This is a genomic window from Pseudomonas sp. Gutcm_11s (assembly GCF_028649395.1).
Taxonomy (GTDB): Bacteria; Pseudomonadota; Gammaproteobacteria; order Pseudomonadales; family Pseudomonadaceae; genus Aquipseudomonas.
In genome coordinates, this window is the sequence record NZ_JAQSUW010000017.1 from 134,547 (window position 1) to 151,440 (window position 16,894).

At 68.3% G+C, this 16,894-nt stretch carries 16 protein-coding genes; 11 read left to right on the forward strand and 5 right to left on the reverse strand.

Annotated elements, in window-relative coordinates; translation table 11 throughout:
• Positions 1–14 precede the first annotated feature (14 nt).
• The 3 genes from PTT45_RS19120 to PTT45_RS19130 are packed head-to-tail and all read left to right on the forward strand — an operon-like array spanning position 15 to position 4,503.
• Complete coding sequence (locus tag PTT45_RS19120; RefSeq protein WP_273815492.1) at positions 15–1,181, forward strand: efflux RND transporter periplasmic adaptor subunit; 1,167 nt, start codon at positions 15–17, stop codon at positions 1,179–1,181.
• Positions 1,178–3,121: an ABC transporter permease gene (locus PTT45_RS19125; RefSeq protein WP_273815493.1), complete on the forward strand. Its 1,944-nt coding sequence runs from the start codon at positions 1,178–1,180 to the stop codon at positions 3,119–3,121. Before PTT45_RS19120 ends, PTT45_RS19125 begins: the two co-directional genes overlap by 4 nt.
• An 11-nt stretch (positions 3,122–3,132) precedes the next feature.
• Positions 3,133–4,503: an efflux transporter outer membrane subunit gene (locus PTT45_RS19130; RefSeq protein WP_273815494.1), complete on the forward strand. Its 1,371-nt coding sequence runs from the start codon at positions 3,133–3,135 to the stop codon at positions 4,501–4,503.
• On the opposite strand, the gene PTT45_RS19135 is transcribed toward PTT45_RS19130, so the two are convergent.
• Genes PTT45_RS19135 through PTT45_RS19145 form a run of 3 tightly spaced genes read right to left on the reverse strand, consistent with a single transcriptional unit; the run spans position 4,490 to position 6,116 of the window.
• The gene (locus PTT45_RS19135; RefSeq protein ID WP_273815495.1) at positions 4,490–5,140 is read right to left on the reverse strand and encodes an HAD family hydrolase; all 651 of its coding nucleotides are present in this window, start codon (positions 5,138–5,140) and stop codon (positions 4,490–4,492) included. The two genes, PTT45_RS19130 and PTT45_RS19135, sit on opposite strands and share 14 nt — an antisense overlap.
• A gap of 20 nt (positions 5,141–5,160) precedes the next feature.
• Complete coding sequence (locus tag PTT45_RS19140; RefSeq protein ID WP_273815496.1) at positions 5,161–5,571, reverse strand: hypothetical protein; 411 nt, start codon at positions 5,569–5,571, stop codon at positions 5,161–5,163.
• Between the two features lie 2 nt (positions 5,572–5,573).
• Positions 5,574–6,116 (reverse strand): gamma carbonic anhydrase family protein, encoded by a 543-nt coding sequence (locus PTT45_RS19145; RefSeq protein WP_273815497.1) that lies wholly within the window; start codon positions 6,114–6,116, stop codon positions 5,574–5,576.
• Positions 6,117–6,240: 124 nt separating this feature from the next.
• On the opposite strand from PTT45_RS19145, the gene prlC reads away from it, so the two are divergent.
• The 3 genes from prlC to PTT45_RS19160 all read left to right on the forward strand — a co-directional run bounded on the left by prlC (position 6,241) and on the right by PTT45_RS19160 (position 10,322).
• Complete coding sequence (prlC, locus tag PTT45_RS19150; protein WP_273815498.1) at positions 6,241–8,289, forward strand: oligopeptidase A; 2,049 nt, start codon at positions 6,241–6,243, stop codon at positions 8,287–8,289.
• Positions 8,289–8,546, forward strand: a complete 258-nt coding sequence (locus PTT45_RS19155; RefSeq protein ID WP_273815500.1) for a YheV family putative zinc ribbon protein — start codon at positions 8,289–8,291, stop codon at positions 8,544–8,546. The genes prlC and PTT45_RS19155 overlap by 1 nt, the downstream gene beginning before the upstream one ends.
• Positions 8,547–8,696: 150 nt before the next feature.
• On the forward strand, positions 8,697–10,322 hold the full coding sequence (locus PTT45_RS19160) for an inorganic phosphate transporter (RefSeq protein WP_273815502.1): 1,626 nt from the start codon (positions 8,697–8,699) through the stop codon (positions 10,320–10,322).
• Here the strand turns inward: PTT45_RS19160 and PTT45_RS19165 are convergent.
• Positions 10,319–11,116, reverse strand: coding sequence for an AraC family transcriptional regulator (locus PTT45_RS19165; protein WP_273815504.1), 798 nt, complete (start codon positions 11,114–11,116; stop codon positions 10,319–10,321). The genes PTT45_RS19160 and PTT45_RS19165 overlap by 4 nt on opposite strands.
• A gap of 80 nt (positions 11,117–11,196) precedes the next feature.
• Between PTT45_RS19165 and PTT45_RS19170 the strand changes: the two genes are divergently transcribed.
• The 4 genes from PTT45_RS19170 to PTT45_RS19185 all read left to right on the forward strand — a co-directional run bounded on the left by PTT45_RS19170 (position 11,197) and on the right by PTT45_RS19185 (position 14,697).
• Positions 11,197–12,189 carry a bile acid:sodium symporter family protein gene (locus PTT45_RS19170; RefSeq protein ID WP_273815506.1) on the forward strand — a complete coding sequence of 331 codons (993 nt, stop codon included), beginning with the start codon at positions 11,197–11,199 and terminating at the stop codon, positions 12,187–12,189.
• A gap of 102 nt (positions 12,190–12,291) precedes the next feature.
• Positions 12,292–12,747: a hypothetical protein gene (locus PTT45_RS19175; RefSeq protein ID WP_273815507.1), complete on the forward strand. Its 456-nt coding sequence runs from the start codon at positions 12,292–12,294 to the stop codon at positions 12,745–12,747.
• Between the two features lie 65 nt (positions 12,748–12,812).
• The gene (locus tag PTT45_RS19180; protein WP_273815508.1) at positions 12,813–13,874 is read left to right on the forward strand and encodes a PA0069 family radical SAM protein; all 1,062 of its coding nucleotides are present in this window, start codon (positions 12,813–12,815) and stop codon (positions 13,872–13,874) included.
• Positions 13,875–13,971: 97 nt separating this feature from the next.
• Positions 13,972–14,697 (forward strand): carbonic anhydrase, encoded by a 726-nt coding sequence (locus PTT45_RS19185; protein WP_273815510.1) that lies wholly within the window; start codon positions 13,972–13,974, stop codon positions 14,695–14,697.
• Positions 14,698–14,741: 44 nt separating this feature from the next.
• Here the strand turns inward: PTT45_RS19185 and PTT45_RS19190 are convergent, their stop codons facing one another.
• Positions 14,742–15,389, reverse strand: a complete 648-nt coding sequence (locus tag PTT45_RS19190) for a hypothetical protein (protein ID WP_273815512.1) — start codon at positions 15,387–15,389, stop codon at positions 14,742–14,744.
• 376 nt (positions 15,390–15,765) lie between these two features.
• Here PTT45_RS19190 and coxB point away from each other — a divergent pair, with 376 nt between their 5' ends.
• A complete protein-coding gene (gene coxB / locus PTT45_RS19195) occupies positions 15,766–16,893 on the forward strand; it encodes a cytochrome c oxidase subunit II (RefSeq protein ID WP_273815513.1) in 1,128 nt (375 codons plus the stop codon).
• Position 16,894 lies beyond the last annotated feature (1 nt).

Sequence of the window (16,894 nt, forward strand, 5' to 3'; positions counted from 1 at the left end):
GGAAGATGTAGTAGATGACCTCGCGTTTCTCCCCGCTCCTGCGTCGTGGCCTGGCGGCCGCCGTGATCCTCGGCGTGCCGGCGCTGATCTGGCTGACCTGGGACGAGGCGGTGGCCTACGACACCGTGGCCATCGGCCGCGGCGACGTCGAGGCCAGCGTCACCGCCATCGCCACCCTGCAGCCGCGCGAGTCGGTGGACGTCGGCGCCCAGGTGTCCGGCCAGGTCACCCGCCTGCACGTGCAGCCCGGCGACCGGGTGGAGAAGGGCCAGCTGCTCGCCGAGATCGACGCCAGCCTGCACCAGGCCTCGGTCGAGGCCGACCGCGCGGCCCTCGACGGCCTGCGCGCGCAGCTGGCCGAGCAGCAGGCGCAGCTCGACCTGGCGCGCCAGCAGCACCTGCGCCAGCAGCGGCTGGCCGCCGACGAGGCGACCCGCGAGGAAGACGTGCAGATCGCCGTCGCCACCCTGCGTTCCGCCGAGGCTCGCCTGCGCCAGCTGCGCGCGCAGATCGCCGAGGCCAGCGCGCGCCTGCGCGGCAATGAGGCGCAGCTGAGCTACACGCGCATCTACGCACCCATCGCCGGCACGGTGATCGGCGTCGACGTCAAACAGGGCCAGACCCTCAACGCCACCTACCAGACGCCGACCGTGCTGCGCCTGGCCGACCTCGGCGCGATGACCGCCTGGACCAAGGTGTCCGAGGCCGACATCCGCCGCGTGCGGGTCGACATGCCGCTGTACTTCACCACCCTCGGTGGCGATGGTCGCCGCTGGCACGGCAAGGTGCGCCAGGTGCTGCCGGCGCCGCCGGTGACGCCGAGCGCCTCCGGCGAGTCCGCCGCGGTGCCGCAGACGGTCAAGGCAGTGCAGTACACCGTGCTGTTCGACGTGGCCAACGACGACGGCGAGCTGATGCCGCAGATGACCGCCCAGGTGACCTTCGTCACCGCTGCCGCGCATGACGTGCTGACTGCGCCGCTGGCCGCCCTGCAGCCGGTGGAGGGCCAGGCCGGGCTGTTCAGCGCTCGCGTGCTGGAAGCTTCCGGCCGTGCTGCCGCGCGTGAAGTACGCGTAGGTGCGCGCAGCCGCCAGCTGGTGGAGGTGGTCGACGGTCTGGGCGAGGGCGAACTATTGGTCACCGGCGAGCGCGCGCCCGCGCCGTCGAGGTTCCAGTGGTGAGCGACACACCGCTGATCGAACTGCGCGGCATCCGCCGCCGCTACGGAGGGCAGAACGGCGCACCGGAAGTCGAGGTGCTGCACGGCATCGACCTGCGCATCGCCGCCGGCGAATTCGTCGCCATTGTCGGCAGCTCCGGCTCGGGCAAGTCGACCCTGATGAACCTGCTCGGTTGCCTCGACCGACCCAGCGCCGGCAGCTACCACTTCGCCGGCCACGATGTCGCCGAACTGGACGCCGACCAGTTGGCCTGGCTACGCCGCGAGGCCTTCGGCTTCGTGTTCCAGGGCTACCACCTGATCGCCACCGAATCGGCCTGCGAGAACGTCGAGGTGCCGGCGCTGTACGCCGGCATGTCCGCCGACGAGCGTCGCCAGCGAGCGAGCGCCCTGCTCACCCGCCTGGGCCTGGGCGAGCGCCTGGACTACCGTCCCGGCCAGCTCTCCGGCGGCCAGCAGCAGCGGGTGTCCATCGCCCGCGCGTTGATGAACGGCGGGCGCATCATCCTCGCTGACGAACCCACCGGCGCTCTCGATTCGCACAGCGGTCGTGAGGTCATGATTCTGCTGCGCGAGCTGGCGGCGGCCGGGCACACGGTGATCCTGATCACCCACGACCGCGAGGTGGCCGCCCAGGCCCAGCGGGTCATCGAGATCCGCGACGGTGCGATCATTGGCGACAGCGGCGCGCAGCCTAATCCGGCCGCCCTGCCGGCGCCGCGCTTCGACGGCATGAGTGTGCACGGCGCTGGCTGGAGCGCCCTTGGCGAGGTGCTGCGTTCGGCCTGGCGGGTGATGCTGCTGAATCGCTTCCGCACCGCCCTGACCCTGCTTGGCATCGTCATCGGCGTGGCCTCGGTGATCGTCATGCTCGCCATCGGCCTGGGCACCAAGCAGAAGGTCCTGGCGCAGATGGCCTCGATGGGCGCCACCACCCTCTACCTGTACGCCGCGCAGCCGCCGGAAGGCGGCCCCTGGGGCGTGCTCAGCGAGGGCGACCTGGAGGCCCTCGGTCGTCTGCCGGAGATTGACCTGTTCACCCCGGTGATCGGCAACCCGCGCATGGTCCAGTACGGCAATGCCTCGCGTGACATCTACGTGTTCGCCAGCAACGAGCAGCTGCCGGCGATCCAGCACTGGCCGGTGGCCGAGGGGCGCTTCTTCACCGCCGCCGAGGATCAGGACCTGGCGCCGGTGGTGGTGCTCGGGCACAAGGCGCGCAAGTTCTTCTTCCGCGACGAACCCAATCCGCTGGGCAAGCAACTGCTGATCGGCGAGGCGCCGTTCGAGGTCATCGGTGTGATGGCCGAGAAGGGCCGCGAGTCCGGTGCCGACTACTACGACGAGATGGTCTTCATCCCCTACGCCGCAGGGCGTGCGCGGGTCTACCAGGACATCTCCGAGCCGGAATACGCCGCGCTCACCGCCGCCTCTACCGACCAGGTACAGGCCGCCGAGACCGCCACTCGCGAGCTGCTGCTGGCGCGCCACGGCCGCGAGGACTTCCAGGTCGACAACGCTGCGGCCAAGGTCCAGGCCGAGGCCGAGACCCAGGACAGCATGACCCGCATGCTCGGTCTGATCGCCGCCGTGTCGCTGCTGGTCGGCGGCATCGGCGTGATGAACGTGATGCTGATGACGGTGCGCGAGCGCACCCGCGAGATCGGCGTGCGCATGGCCACCGGCGCGCGTCAGCGCGACATCCTCCGGCAGTTCCTTGGCGAGGCGGTGCTGGTCACCCTGGTCGGCGGCAGCATCGGCGTGCTGGTCGGCCTGATCGGCGGCGCGGCACTGCTGGTGGCCGGCGTGCCGCTGATCTTCTCCCTGTCGGCGATGCTGCTGGCGTTCGCCTGCGCGGTGGGCACCGGCCTGCTGTTCGGCTACCTGCCGGCGAAGACCGCTGCGGCCCTCGACCCGGTCGCCGCCCTGGCCAGCGAATGAACGAGTTCTCCATGTCCCGATACCCGCTGACCCTGCTCGCCGCGCTGCTCCTCGCTGGCTGCTCCGCCACACCCGAGGCGCCGGACGCCCTGCCCGCTGCGCCCGCCGAGTGGAACCACGCCGTTGCCGCCGCTGCGGCGCCGGAGGCGCTGTGGTGGCGCGCCTTCGCCAGCGCCGAGCTGGATGCCCTGGTCGAACGCGGCCTGGCCGACAACTTCGACCTGGCCGCCGCCGCCGCGCGCCTGCGCCAGGCCGAGGCCAGCGCCCGCGCTGCCGGTGCACCGCTGCTGCCGCGCCTGGACGGCAACCTCGGTGCCAGTCGCGAGGGCCGCTTGGGCGGCGATGCCGACACCGCTGGCAACCTTTACAGCGGGGGCCTGGCGGCCAGCTACGAGGTCGACCTGTGGGGCCGGCTGTCCGCCGACCGCGAGTCCGCCGAGGCCGAGCTGGCTGCCAGCCGCTTCGACCGCGACGCCTTGCGCCTGACCCTCAGCGCCAGCCTGACCGAGACCTGGCTGCGCCAGGTGGCGCTGGCCGAGCGCCTGCGCCTGGCCGAGCTCAACCTGGCCAACGCCGAGAGGGTGCTGGCCACCGTGCAGGCGCGCCAGGCGGCGGGCTCCGCGACGCAATTGGAACTGGCCCAGCAGCGCGGCCTGGTGGCCGAACAGCGCCGCTCCCGCGAAGAGCTTCGCCAGCAGGCCGACGACGTGCGCAGCGCCCTGGCCGTGCTGCTCGGCCAAGCGGCGCCGGCCGAGCCGTCGAGTGCCGCGCTGACTGCACTGGTCGCCCCCTCGGCGAGCGCCGGCCTGCCCAGCGAACTGCTGCTGCGCCGCCCCGACCTGGCCCGCGCCGAGGCGCAGCTGAGCGCCGCCGATGCCGACCTGCGCGCGGCGCGCGCGGCCATGCTGCCGCGGCTGAACCTGTCGGCCGGCGCCAGTGGCTCCAGCGGAGGCCTCAACCGGGTGTTCGCCGATCCGATCTATTCGTTGGCTGCCGCGCTGACCGCACCGATCTTCGATGGCGGCGCCCTGGCTGCCGAACGGGATCGCACGGCGGCGCGCCGCGAGGAACTGCTCGCCGCCTACCGGCAGAGCATCGTTGCGGCCTTCGCCGATGTGCAGGTGGCGCTCAACGCCGGGGCCGGTGTCGAGGCCCAGTGGCAGGCCCAGCAGGAGGTGCAGGCCCAGGCCGAGCGCGCCCTGCAGCTGGCCGAGCGGCGCTACCGCGCAGGCGCCGAGGACCTGCTCAACCTGCTCGACGCCCAGCGCACCCTGTACGCCGCCGAGGACCAGAGCGCCCAGCTGCGTCTGGCCCGCCTGCAGGCAAGCGTGGCCCTGGCGCGGGCGCTGGGTGGTGGCTGGCAGGCTGCTACGGGCGAGTGAAGGCCTGCTGCAGCTCGGCCAGCGAGGCGAAGTACCAGGCCGGCGACTCGGCCATCAGCTCGGCGTGGCTGCCGAAGCCATAACCGATGCCGACGGCCTGCAGGCCATTGCGATGGGCGCCGATCAGGTCGTGCTTGCGGTCGCCGATCATCAGCGTCTGCGTCGGGTCCAGGCCTTCCTGCTGCAGCAGGTGGGCGATCAGCTTGACCTTGTCGGTGCGCGTGCCGTCCAGCTCGCTGCCGTAGATCACCTTGAAGTGGCGGTCGAAACCGAAGTGGCGGGCGATCTCGCGGGCGAACACGGTCGGCTTGCTGGTGGCGATGTACAGGGTGCGGCCCTGTTCGACCAGCTGCCCGAGCAGCGCGTCGATGCCGTCGAACACGCGGTTCTCGTAAAGGCCGGTGACCTTGAAACGCTCGCGGTAGTGGTTCACCGCCTGCCAGCCCTGTTCCTCGCTGAGCTGGTAGGTCTGCATGAAGCACTGCAGCAGCGGCGGGCCGATGAAGTGCTCCAGCGCCGCCAGGTCGGGCTCATGGATGTCCAGCTTGGCCAGGGCGTACTGCACCGAGCGGGTGATGCCCTCGCGCGGGTCGGTGAGGGTGCCGTCGAGGTCGAAGAGGATGTTCTGTGCGTGCATGGGGGACTCTGTACTACGGGTTACCAGGTGCAATTGTTGCTGGCGTCGAGGGCGGCCGGGGTTTCTTCGAAGGTAAAAACCTTGCCGCTGGCGGCGGTGTAGGTGAAGGCGAAGACCACCGCACCCTGATGGTGGAATGCATAGCGTCCGCCGAGCTTCTCCTCGGCCGGCAGTACTTCCAGCCAGGTACTGCGGAACTCCGAGGGCCGGCCTTCGACGGCCATCACCTCCTCGCTGTCCTTGAACACGATCGGCAGGCTGCCGGGCTGGCCGCGGTAGTGTACCTGGCCGGCGCCGCGCCAGCCGCCCTGCTCGTCAGTGAACAGGGTCAGCTGCAGCTGGATCGGCTTGCCGCCGCCGGTCGATTGCAGGCAGCGCACATCGTCGGCCAGGGCCAGCGCTGGGCTCAGCAGGAGGAGGCCGGCGAGCATTCTCACTGGTCGTAGCCCTCGGCCAGGTGCAGGTCCTTGAGCTTCACGTAGTTGGCCGCGCTGTAGGCGAAGAACGCGCGCTCCTTGTCGCTCAGTGCGCGTGCCTGCTTCACCGGGCTGCCGACGTACAGGTAGCCGCTCTCAAGCACCTTGCCCGGCGGCACTAGGCTGCCGGCGCCGATCACCACCTCGTCCTCGACCACCGCGCCGTCCATCACGATGCTGCCCATGCCGACCAGGATGCGGTTGCCCAGGGTGCAGCCGTGCAGGGTGACGTTGTGGCCGATGGTCACCTCGTCGCCGATCAGCAGCGGGTAGCCGTCCGGGTTGAACGGCCCGGCGTGGGTGATGTGCAGCACGCTGCCGTCCTGCACGCTGGTGCGCGCGCCGATGCGGATGCGGTGCATATCGCCACGCACCACGGCCATCGGCCAGACCGAGGCGTCCTCGCCCAGCACCACGTCGCCGATCACCACGGCGGAGGCGTCGACGAAGGCGCGCGGGCCCAGCTGCGGAGCGGTGCCCTGGTAAGTTCGAATCGCCACGATAGTCTCCTTCAGGCTGCGGATGCCGCCGATTGTAATTAACATTCGGCGCATTCCGGTTGTTAAAGGTCGCTCGAGACCCCATAACCTGACTCTGAATTCGCGTAATCAAAGGTGCCTCGCCGTGACCGCTGCCAATCCCCTGCTGCAAGACTTCGACCTGCCGCCCTACTCCCTGATCAAGCCCGAGCATGTCGAGCCGGCCGTGGATGCCATCCTCGCCGATAGCCGCGCGACCATCGCCGAGCTGCTCAAGACCCAGCAGGCCAATCCGAGCTGGGACGGCCTGGTGCTGGCGCTGGACGAGCTGAATGCCCGCCTGGGTCGCGCCTGGAGCCCGGTCAGCCACCTCAACGCGGTGTGCAACAACGCCGAGCTGCGCGGCGCCTACGAGGCCTGCCTGCCCAAGCTGTCCGAGTTCTGGACCGAGATGGGCCAGAACAAGCCGCTGTTCGAGGCTTACGACGCCCTGGCCAAGAGCCCGGCGGCAGAGAGCTTCGACGTGGCGCAGAAGACCATCCTCGAACACGCCCTGCGCGATTTCCGCCTTAGCGGCATCGACCTGCCGGCCGAGCAGCAGAAGCGCTACGGCGAGATCCAGATGAAGCTCTCCGAGCTGGGCAGTCGCTTCTCCAACCAGTTGCTCGACGCCACCCAGGCCTGGACCAAGCACATCAGCGACGAGGCGGCCCTGGCCGGCCTCACCGACTCGGCCAAGGCGCAGATGGCCCAGGCCGCGCAAGCCAAGGAGCTGGACGGCTGGCTGATCACCCTGGAATTTCCCAGCTACTACGCGGTGATGACCTACGCCGACGACCGCGCCCTGCGCGAAGAGGTCTACACCGCCTACTGCACCCGCGCCTCCGACCAGGGCCCGAACGCCGGGCAGAACGACAACGGCCCGGTGATGGCCGAGCTGCTCGACCTGCGCCAGGAGCTGGCCCGCCTGCTTGGCTTCGCGCACTACAGCGAGCTGAGTCTTGCCAGCAAGATGGCCGAAAATACCGACCAGGTTCTGCATTTTCTCCGCGACCTGGCCGTGCGCAGCAAACCCTTCGCCGCCCAGGACCTGGACGAGCTCAAGGCCTTCGCTGCCGAGCAGGGCGTGAGAGACCTGCAGAGCTGGGACGTCGGCTACTTCAGCGAGAAGCTGCGCCAGCAGCGCTACAGCATTTCCCAGGAGGAAGTGCGCGCCTGGTTCCCGATCGACAAGGTGCTGTCCGGCCTGTTCGCCATCGTGCAGAAGCTCTACGGCATCGAGATCAATGAGCTGAAGGAGTTCGACAGCTGGCACCCGGACGTGCGCCTGTTCGAGATTCGCGAGAACGGCCAGCACGTCGGCCGCTTCTTCTTCGACCTCTATGCCCGCGCCAACAAGCGCGGCGGCGCCTGGATGGACGGCGCCCGCGACAAGCGCCGCTCGGCACAGGGTGAACTGATCAGCCCGGTGGCCAACCTGGTGTGCAACTTCACCCCGGCGGTTGGCGGCAAGCCGGCGCTGCTGACCCACGATGAAGTCACCACCCTGTTCCACGAGTTCGGTCACGGCCTGCACCACCTGCTGACCCGCGTCGAGCACGCCGGCGCCTCCGGCATCAACGGCGTGGCCTGGGATGCGGTGGAGCTGCCGAGCCAGTTCATGGAGAACTGGTGCTGGGAGCCCGAGGGCCTGGCGCTGATCTCCGGTCACTATGAATCCGGCGAGGCACTGCCCCAGGCACTGCTGGACAAGATGCTGGCGGCGAAGAACTTCCAGTCCGGCCTGATGATGGTGCGCCAGCTGGAGTTCAGCCTGTTCGACTTCGAGCTGCACGCCACCCATGGCGACGGCCGCAGCGTGCTGCAGGTGCTGGAAGGCATCCGCGACGAAGTGGCGGTGATCCGTCCGCCGGCCTTCAACCGCTTCGCCAACAGCTTCGCGCACATCTTCGCCGGCGGTTACGCGGCCGGTTACTACAGCTACAAGTGGGCGGAAGTGCTGTCCGCCGACGCCTTCTCCAAGTTCGAGGAAGACGGCGTGCTCAACCCGGCCACTGGCCGCGCCTTCCGTGAGGCGATCCTGGCTCGTGGCGGCTCGCAGGCGCCGATGGTGCTGTTCGTCGACTTCCGTGGCCGCGAGCCGAGCATCGACGCCCTGCTGCGCCACCTCGGCCTGAGCCAGGAGGCGGCGTGATGAGCGAGGTGAAAAAACGCTTCATCGCCGGCGCCGTGTGCCCGGCGTGCAGCGCGATGGACACAATCAAGATGTGGGACGAGGACGGCACGCCGCACCGCGAGTGCGTGGCCTGCGGCTACGCCGACACCCTCAACGCCCAGGGCCAGTCGGTGCCCAAGGAAGTCGGCACCCGGGTTAACCAGGCCGCGCCCAAGCCGGCGGCGAGCAAGGGGCAGACCGTGCAGTTCTTCCCCAATCCCAAGCTGAAAAAGTGACCGTGGGTCATCTTTAACCGCGCCTAGCGGCCGCCCCAGAGCGGCGGTCGCCACGCACGGCCGGCGATAACCAGCCGGAACAGCGCGGAGGCGCTAGGCTCAAGGCGGACGCATCGGGAGGATACGTCATGCCGTACGGGCCCCGCCCTCATGCTTGATCGCTACCAACTGCTGGACCAGCTACGTGCCGCCCGCCTGCCGCAGTCGCCGCTCAGCCCGGTGCTGCAGAAGCGCGCCGGGATGGGTGGCAAGTCGCTGTTCCTGCTCGCCCTGGCGGCCGCGCTGGCCTTCACCTTCATCAGCCTGGCCAACGATCTGCGGGCCAGCGGCGAGCTGCACTCCGGGCTGGCGCTGAGCGTGCTGGTGGTGGCGCTGCTGATCGCCCTCGGCTTCGAGTTCATCAACGGCTTCCACGACGCCGCCAACGCGGTGGCCACGGTGATCTACACCAACGCCCTGCCGCCCAATGTCGCCGTGCTCTGGTCGGGGCTGTGCAACGGCCTCGGCGTGCTGCTGTCCAGCGGCGCGGTGGCCTTCGCCATCGTCGCCCTGCTGCCGGCAGAGCTGATGCTGCACCTGCGCAGCGGCGCCGGCATGGCGATGATCTTCGCCCTGCTGATCGCCGCCATCCTGTGGAACTTGGGCACCTGGTGGCTGGGCCTGCCGGTGTCGTCCTCGCATACCCTTATCGGCTCCATCGTCGGCGTCGCCCTGGCCCACGGCCTGATGGCCGAGCGCTCTTCGGTGCTGCAGGGTGATTGGCACATGCTGAGCAAGGTCGGCTACGCCTTGTTGCTGTCGCCGCTGGTTGGTCTGGGCGCCGCGGCGCTGCTGCTGTGGCTGCTGCGCCTGGTCCTGGCGCGGAGCCGCCCGGCGCTGTTCCAGGCGCCGGAGGGGCGCACGCCGCCGCCCTGGTGGATTCGCGGCCTGCTGATCCTGACCTGCTCGGGGGTGTCCTTCGCCCACGGCTCCAACGACGGGCAGAAGGGCATGGGCCTGATCATGCTGATCCTGGTTGGCGCCATGCCGCTGGCCTTCGCCCTCGACCGCAGCAGTCCGCCTGCGGCAGTGGCGCAGCTGGTGCAGCATGCCGAGCAGGGGCGCCAGGGGTTGCTGCGCGCCGGTGCCGGCGCCACGGCCGATGCGCACGAGACCCTGCTGGCCTTCCAGCGCGGCGAGGCGCAGTTGCCGCAGGTGCTGGGGGCGCTGGCGACGGTGCTCGGCGATGTCGGCGCGCGGGTGCCGGCCGATGGCGTGCTCGGCGCGATGAGCGACGAGCAGACCCTGGCCCTGCGCGACGACCTGTTCCTCGCCGCGGAGACCGTGCGCCTGCTCGACCGCACTGACCTGGCGCTACCGCTGGAGACCTGGAGCGAGCTGCAGGCCCTGCGCAGCCAGGCCGACGCGACCATTCATTTCGTCCCGGCCTGGGTCAAGATCGCCGTGGCGCTGGCCCTGTGCCTGGGCACCCTGGTCGGTTGGCGGCGCATCGTCGCCACCGTCGGCGAGGGCATCGGCACCACGCGCATGACCTATGCCCAGGGCGCCTCGGCGCAGCTGACGGCGATGCTCACCATCGGCGCGGCGGACCTCTACGGCATGCCGGTGTCGACTACCCAGGTGCTGTCCTCGGGCGTGGCCGGCACCATGCTGGCCAGCGGCAGCGGCCTGCAGTGGCAGACCATCCGCAGCATGCTGCTGGCCTGGGTACTGACCCTGCCGGCGGCCATCCTGCTTTCCGGCGGTCTCTACTGGTTGTTCAGCAGCCTGCTCTAGCGCCGGGCACGGAAGAACTCGCCGGGAGTGGCGCCGAACTGCTGGCGGAAGGCGGCGATGAAGGCCGACAGCGAGTCGTAGCCGCAGGCCAGGGCCACATCGGTGACCCGTTCGCCGCGCTCCAGCGGCGCCAGCGCATCGAGCAGGCGCTGGCGCTGGCGCCAGGCGCGGAAGCTCAGCCCGGTGTCGTGGAGGAACAGGCGACTCAGGGTACGCTCGGACACGCCCAGGCGAGCCCCCCAGTCGGCCAGGCCCAGGTGGCGATCCTCCTCCACGCTCAGGCCGTTGCAGATCGCCTGCAGGCGCACATCGCGCGGCAACGGCAGCGACAGCTCGAGCTGCGCCGCCGCCTGCAGCTGGTCCAGCAGCACGGCGGTCAGGCGTCCGGCCGCACCGGCCTCGTCGTACTCCACCGGCAGGGCGCTGAAACCGTCGATCAACTCGCGCAGCAGCGGGCTGACCGCCAGCACGCGGCAGTCCTCCGGGCCCCAGGGTACGGACTGGCACTCGATATACAGGCTGCGCATCTCGGTGCGCGGCGAGCTGAACACGCGATGCTCGACCCCGGCCGGCACCCACACGGCGCGCTGCGGCGGGGCGAGGAAGCGCATGCTGGCGGTATGCACCTCGAGTACGCCGGCGATGGCATAGGACAGCTGCACCCAGGGGTGGCTGTGGACGAAGGTCAGCGCACGGTTCGGCAGCGATTCGACGCGGCCATACAGCGGGCGGGGCAACCGTTGCAGGTCGGGGACTTCGCGCGCGACGACGCCGTTTTGTCCGATTGGCGACATTGGTTGGTACTTTGGCGTTAGTCGGAAATTCCCGGCCACGATAAGTTGTGCACCTCCACTCCCGCAAGCCGAGCCCTGCCATGCGTCGTTTCCTGCCCGATACCTTCACCCAGGCGCTGCTCGCCGTGGTCCTGCTGGCCAGCCTGCTGCCGGTGCAGGGCAACCTGGCCGTGACCTTCGACTGGATCACCAACCTGGCCATCGGCCTGCTGTTCTTCCTGCACGGCGCCAAGCTGTCGCGCGAGCAGATCGTCGCCGGTGCCGGCCACTGGCGTTTGCACCTGCTGGTGTTCGCCTGCACCTTCGTCGCCTTCCCGCTGCTCGGCCTGGCGCTCAAGCCGCTGCTGGCGCCGCTGACCGGCGATGCGCTGTATATCGGCATGCTCTACCTGTGTGCCCTGCCGGCCACCGTGCAGTCGGCCATCGCCTTCACCTCGCTGGCGCGCGGCAACGTGGCGGCGGCGATCTGCAGTGCGGCGGCGTCCAGCCTGTTCGGCATCTTCCTCACCCCGCTGCTGGTGACGCTGCTGCTGGACGTGCACGGCGACGGCGCCTCGACCCTGGACGCCATCGGCAAGATCACCGTGCAGCTGCTGTTGCCGTTCATTGCCGGGCAGATCGCGCGGCGCTGGATCGGCGAGTGGGTCGGGCGCAACAAGCACTGGCTGCGCTTCGTCGACCAGGGCTCGATCCTGCTGGTGGTCTACGGCGCCTTCAGTGCCGCGGTGGTCGAGGGCCTGTGGCACCAAGTGCCGCTGCCGGCGCTGGCCGGCCTGGTGCTGGCCTGCTGCGTGCTATTGGCGCTGGCGTTGCTGGTGACATACGGCACCGCGCGGCTGTGCGGTTTCAATCTGGAGGACCGCATCACCATCCTCTTCTGTGGCTCGAAGAAAAGCCTGGCCACTGGTGTGCCGATGGCCCAGGTGCTGTTCGCCGGCAGCAGCATCGGCCTGCTGATCCTGCCGCTGATGCTGTTCCACCAGATCCAGCTGATGGTCTGCGCAGTGCTGGCGCAGCGTTACGCCAAGCGGCCGGAGTCGGTGAGCGAGCTGATGGGCCGCGTCGATCCCTAGCCCGCCGGGCGCCGCTGCGCTACCGTGCCGGCGGCACTCGGGGAGTCAGGGATGATGAAGGGATTTGCGTGGCGGGGACTGTGCGGCGCGCTGCTGCTCTCGATGTCGCTGAGCACTTGGGCCGAGGATTTCGGCCCGTCGATCTACGCCGGCATGAATGCGCGCTTCGATCCGGCTCACGAGGCCCGTTATCGCCAACCCGAGGCGCAGCTGCGCCTGCTGTTGGCGTACCAGGGCGCGCACACCAGGACCAACCATTTCTGCCTGCTGGGCTATCGCTGGCCCCATGGCCTCGAGTTCGTCTCGGTGCACTGGCGCGAGGGGCGGATGATCCTGCGCTGGCACGGCGAGGCGGATTGGTCCGCAGACTTCCTGTCGGCGGTGGTGAGCGATGGCATCGACCTGGAGACCGGCGTGATCGACGCCGACGATGTCGGCGGCAGCACCTTTCTGGTCACCCGCCGCGGCGCTGAGGGCACCCTGGAAGACTGTCGCCAGCATGGCCGCGAGTACGTGATCGAGCCCTTCACGCCGGCGCCGCTTATCGAAGAGGAATAGGCAGCGCTGGTGTGTGGGAGTAAATCCGAATACTGTTTATGCATACAGTATTCGGAGCCTTGCCCATGTCCCTCATCCTGCCGCCCCGTGGCCGCGGTACCGCCAGTAACCCGCACAACCGCTTCGCCCCGACCCGCAGCCAGGCCGAGGATGACGGCTGGTACCAGGACGAGACGCCGCCGTGCCGGGCCACCGAGGTGCGCGTCGAGCGGGCCAAGACAGTGATCACCCGCAACAACTCGCCGGACGTCGGCTTCGACCGCTCGGTGAATCCCTATCGCGGCTGCGAGCATGGCTGCATCTACTGCTTCGCCAGGCCGAGCCATGCCTACTGGGACCTGTCGCCAGGCATCGATTTCGAGACCCGGCTGATCGCCAAGACCAACCTCGCCGAGCGCCTGGAAGAAGAGCTGAGCAAGCCCGGCTACGTGCCGCAGCCAATCGCCCTGGGCATCAATACCGACGCCTACCAGCCGATCGAGCGCGAGCAGCGCCTGACCCGCCAGGCCCTGGAGATCCTCCTGCGATTCCGCCACCCGCTGCACATCATCACCAAGAGCTCGCTGATCCTGCGCGACCTCGACCTGCTGCAGGAGCTGGCCAGCCGCAAGCTGGTCAGCGTGGCGTTCAGCCTGACCACCCTGGACGACGAGCTGAAACGCATCATGGAGCCGCGCACCGCCTCGCCCGGCGCACGCCTGCGGGCCATGCGCCGTTTGCACGAGGCCGGGGTGCCGGTCACCGCGCTGGTCGCACCGATCATTCCGATGATCAACGACATGGAGCTGGAGCGGATTCTCGAAGCTGCACGAGATGCCGGCGCGCGCTCGGCCGGCTATGTGTTGCTGCGCCTGCCATTGGAGATCGCCGAGCTGTTCGAGGAATGGTTGCGCAGCCACTTTCCCGAGCGCGCTGAGCACGTGATGAGCCTGATCAGGCAGTCGCGCGGCGGCAAGAACTACGACAGCCGCTTCGGCAGCCGCATGCGTGGCGAAGGCGCCTTCGCCGACCTGCTGTCGCAGCGCTTCGCCCTGGCGCGCAAGCGCCTGGGGCTGAGCCATCGCGATGGTTTCAATCTCGACTGCAGCCAGTTCGCCCCGCCGGGCCGCCAGTTGGCACTGCTGTAAATGAATTGTGACTCGCCGGGGCTGGCAACTGTCCGCATGCCAGGTCGATAATCCGCACCGCGCTCAAGCGCGACGGTCCAGCACGAGGTGAGACGCCATGCCCTACAAGCACAACGCCATTCCCCTGCAGGCGCGTACCGCGCCGGAGAGCGCCGATGAGGCGCTGAACGCCATCGTTGGCGGCTTCAAGCGCTTCCGCAACGAGGTCTTCCCGCAGCAGGAAGAGCTGTTCAAGGCACTGGCCACCGCGCAAAACCCGCGCGCCATGTTCATCACCTGCGCCGACTCGCGCATCGTCCCCGAGCTGATCACCCAGAGCGCCCCGGGCGACCTGTTCGTCAGCCGCAACGTCGGTAACGTGGTGCCGGCCTACGGGCAGATGATGGGCGGCGTCTCTACCGCCATCGAGTACGCGGTGCTGGCCTTGGGCGTGCAGCACATCATTGTCTGCGGCCACTCCGACTGCGGCGCGATGAAGGCGGTACTGGCCCCCGAGACCCTGGAAAGTATGCCGACGGTGAAGGCCTGGCTGCGCCACAGCGAAGTGGCGCTCAAGGTGGTCGAGGCCAACTGCGGCTGCGAAGGCCACGACCGCTTGGGCATCCTCACCGAGGAGAACGTGGTGGCCCAGCTCAACCACCTGTGCACTCACCCGTCGGTGGCAGCGCGCGTGGCCAGCGGCCAGCTGTTCATCCACGGCTGGGTCTACGACATCGAGACCAGCGCGATCCGCGCCTACGACGCCAAGAGCGGGAGCTTCCTGCCACTGGACGGCGAGGTGGTGCCGATGGCCACGCCCAAGGCGCGTTACCAGTCCCAGTGAAACGACAAGGCCCGCAATCGCGGGCCTTGTTGCATCTGGGCGGCTCAGGCGCTGATCGGCAGGCCCAGCTCTACGCCCAGCTGGCGTGACAGGCACGGCCAGCTCTGCCAGGCCGCCAGGGTCTGCGGGCTGCTCAGCCGCGCACGGTAGTCCTGCACCGAGTCCTGCTGGAACACGCTGTCGTCGAGCATTTCCTCGACGGCGTGGTGCACGGCCTCGTCCAGCTGGTTGGCGAAGGGTTCGCCGATCAACTGGTGGGCGATGACATTGGCCACCGTGGTGTCCAGCGGGATCAGCGGCTGGCCGAGGTGGACGATGTAGCGGTCGTTCACTTCCTCGACCAGGCGATGGGCCAGGTAGGCCTCGTCCAGCAGGGCGTCCAGGCCCTGGTGGCCCTCCATGATGCTCGGCGGGCTGAGGAAGAACTGCTCGGCCAGTTTCAGCACCGGCTTCACCTGGGCCTCGATACCGGCCTCGCGGGCCACGGCATTGGCGGCGTCCAGCACGTCCGGCACCTGCTCGACATAGGCGGCGACGAAGCGCTGCAGCGCACCGCGGGTGTCATCTGAGGGCAGCTGGATGGTCGGGTGGAGGCGGTCCAACTGGGCATCGAGCTGGCGGGCCAGGCTGCCGCTGGTCGCTTCATGGTCGAGGGCACGCTGGATCAGTTCGCGCAGAGCGGGGGTATTCATGACGACTCCGGGTAGGGACATGAAATGGAAAACAAGCACTCACCTTAGCCGGACCGAGGCGACGGCTAAGATCGGATTGTCATAATTATTTCATGGTTATGCGGCAGCGCTATATGTAGCGGCATCCAGTCGCCGGCCCTCTCGCGCAGCCCTAGGGCCACGCGACTCCCACAGAAAACAGGCGTTAATTTTCTGACTGCGTTGTGCTGTCGCAGTCGCTGTCTATACTCGAAATCGCAAGGCGTGAACCTGATGGAACCGGACGAGCTTCGGCACGGAGAGGTTTCGACAGTTGTATGCCAGCAGTATCGGCAGTCGATCCCTTTGCCGCAGGCTTAGCCGGCGGGATAACAAGAACAACGAGGGGAACCCCGCAATGATGCGACATCCACGCGTCTGGATGGGCCTGTTGCTGTGGCTTGCGTTCGGCTCGGCAAATGCCGCCTGGACAGTGAACATGGCACCCGGCGTCACCGAGGTCAGCCGCACCGTCTTCGACCTGCACATGATCATCTTCTGGATCTGCGTCGTGATCGGCGTAGTGGTATTCGGTGTGATGTTCTGGTCGATGCTGATCCACCGCCGCTCCACCGGCCAGCAACCAGCACACTTCCATGAGAGCACCACGGTCGAGATCCTCTGGACCGTCGTACCTTTCGTCATCCTGGTGGCCATGGCAGTGCCTGCCACCAAGACCCTGATCGACCTGTATGACACCTCGGAGTCCGAACTGGATATCCAGGTCACCGGCTATCAGTGGAAATGGCATTACAAATACCTGGGCCAGGACGTCGAGTACTTCAGCAACCTGGCCACGCCTTCGGACCAGATCTACAACAAGGCCGAGAAGGACGAGCACTACCTGCTGGAGGTGGACGAGCCTCTGGTGGTGCCGGTGGGCACCAAGGTGCGCTTCCTGATCACCGCCGCCGACGTGATCCACTCCTGGTGGGTGCCGGCCCTGGCGGTGAAGAAGGACGCCATCCCCGGCTTCGTCAACGAATCCTGGACGCGCATCGAGGAGCCCGGCATCTACCGCGGCCAGTGCACCGAGCTGTGCGGCAAGGACCACGGCTTCATGCCGGTGGTAGTGGAAGCCAAGAGCAAGGAAGACTTCGCCAAGTGGCTGGCCGAGCGTAAAGAGCAGGCGGCCAAGCTTAAGGAGCTGACCAGCAAGGAATGGACGCTGGAGGAGCTGGTCGAGCGCGGCGACAAGGTCTACCACACCAACTGCGCCTCCTGTCACCAGGCCGAGGGCCAGGGCCTGCCGCCGATGTTCCCGGCACTCAAGGGCTCGAAGATCGCCACCGGGCCGAAGAAGGATCACCTCGACATCGTCTTCCACGGCAAGCAGGGCACGGCCATGGCTGCGTTCGGCAAGCAGCTGTCGGAAGTGGATATCGCCGCCGTCATCACCTACGAGCGCAACGCCTGGGGCAACAACACCGGAGACATGGTGACCCCGAAAGAAGTGCTTGAGCTCAAGCAGGCCGAGGAGAAGTGAC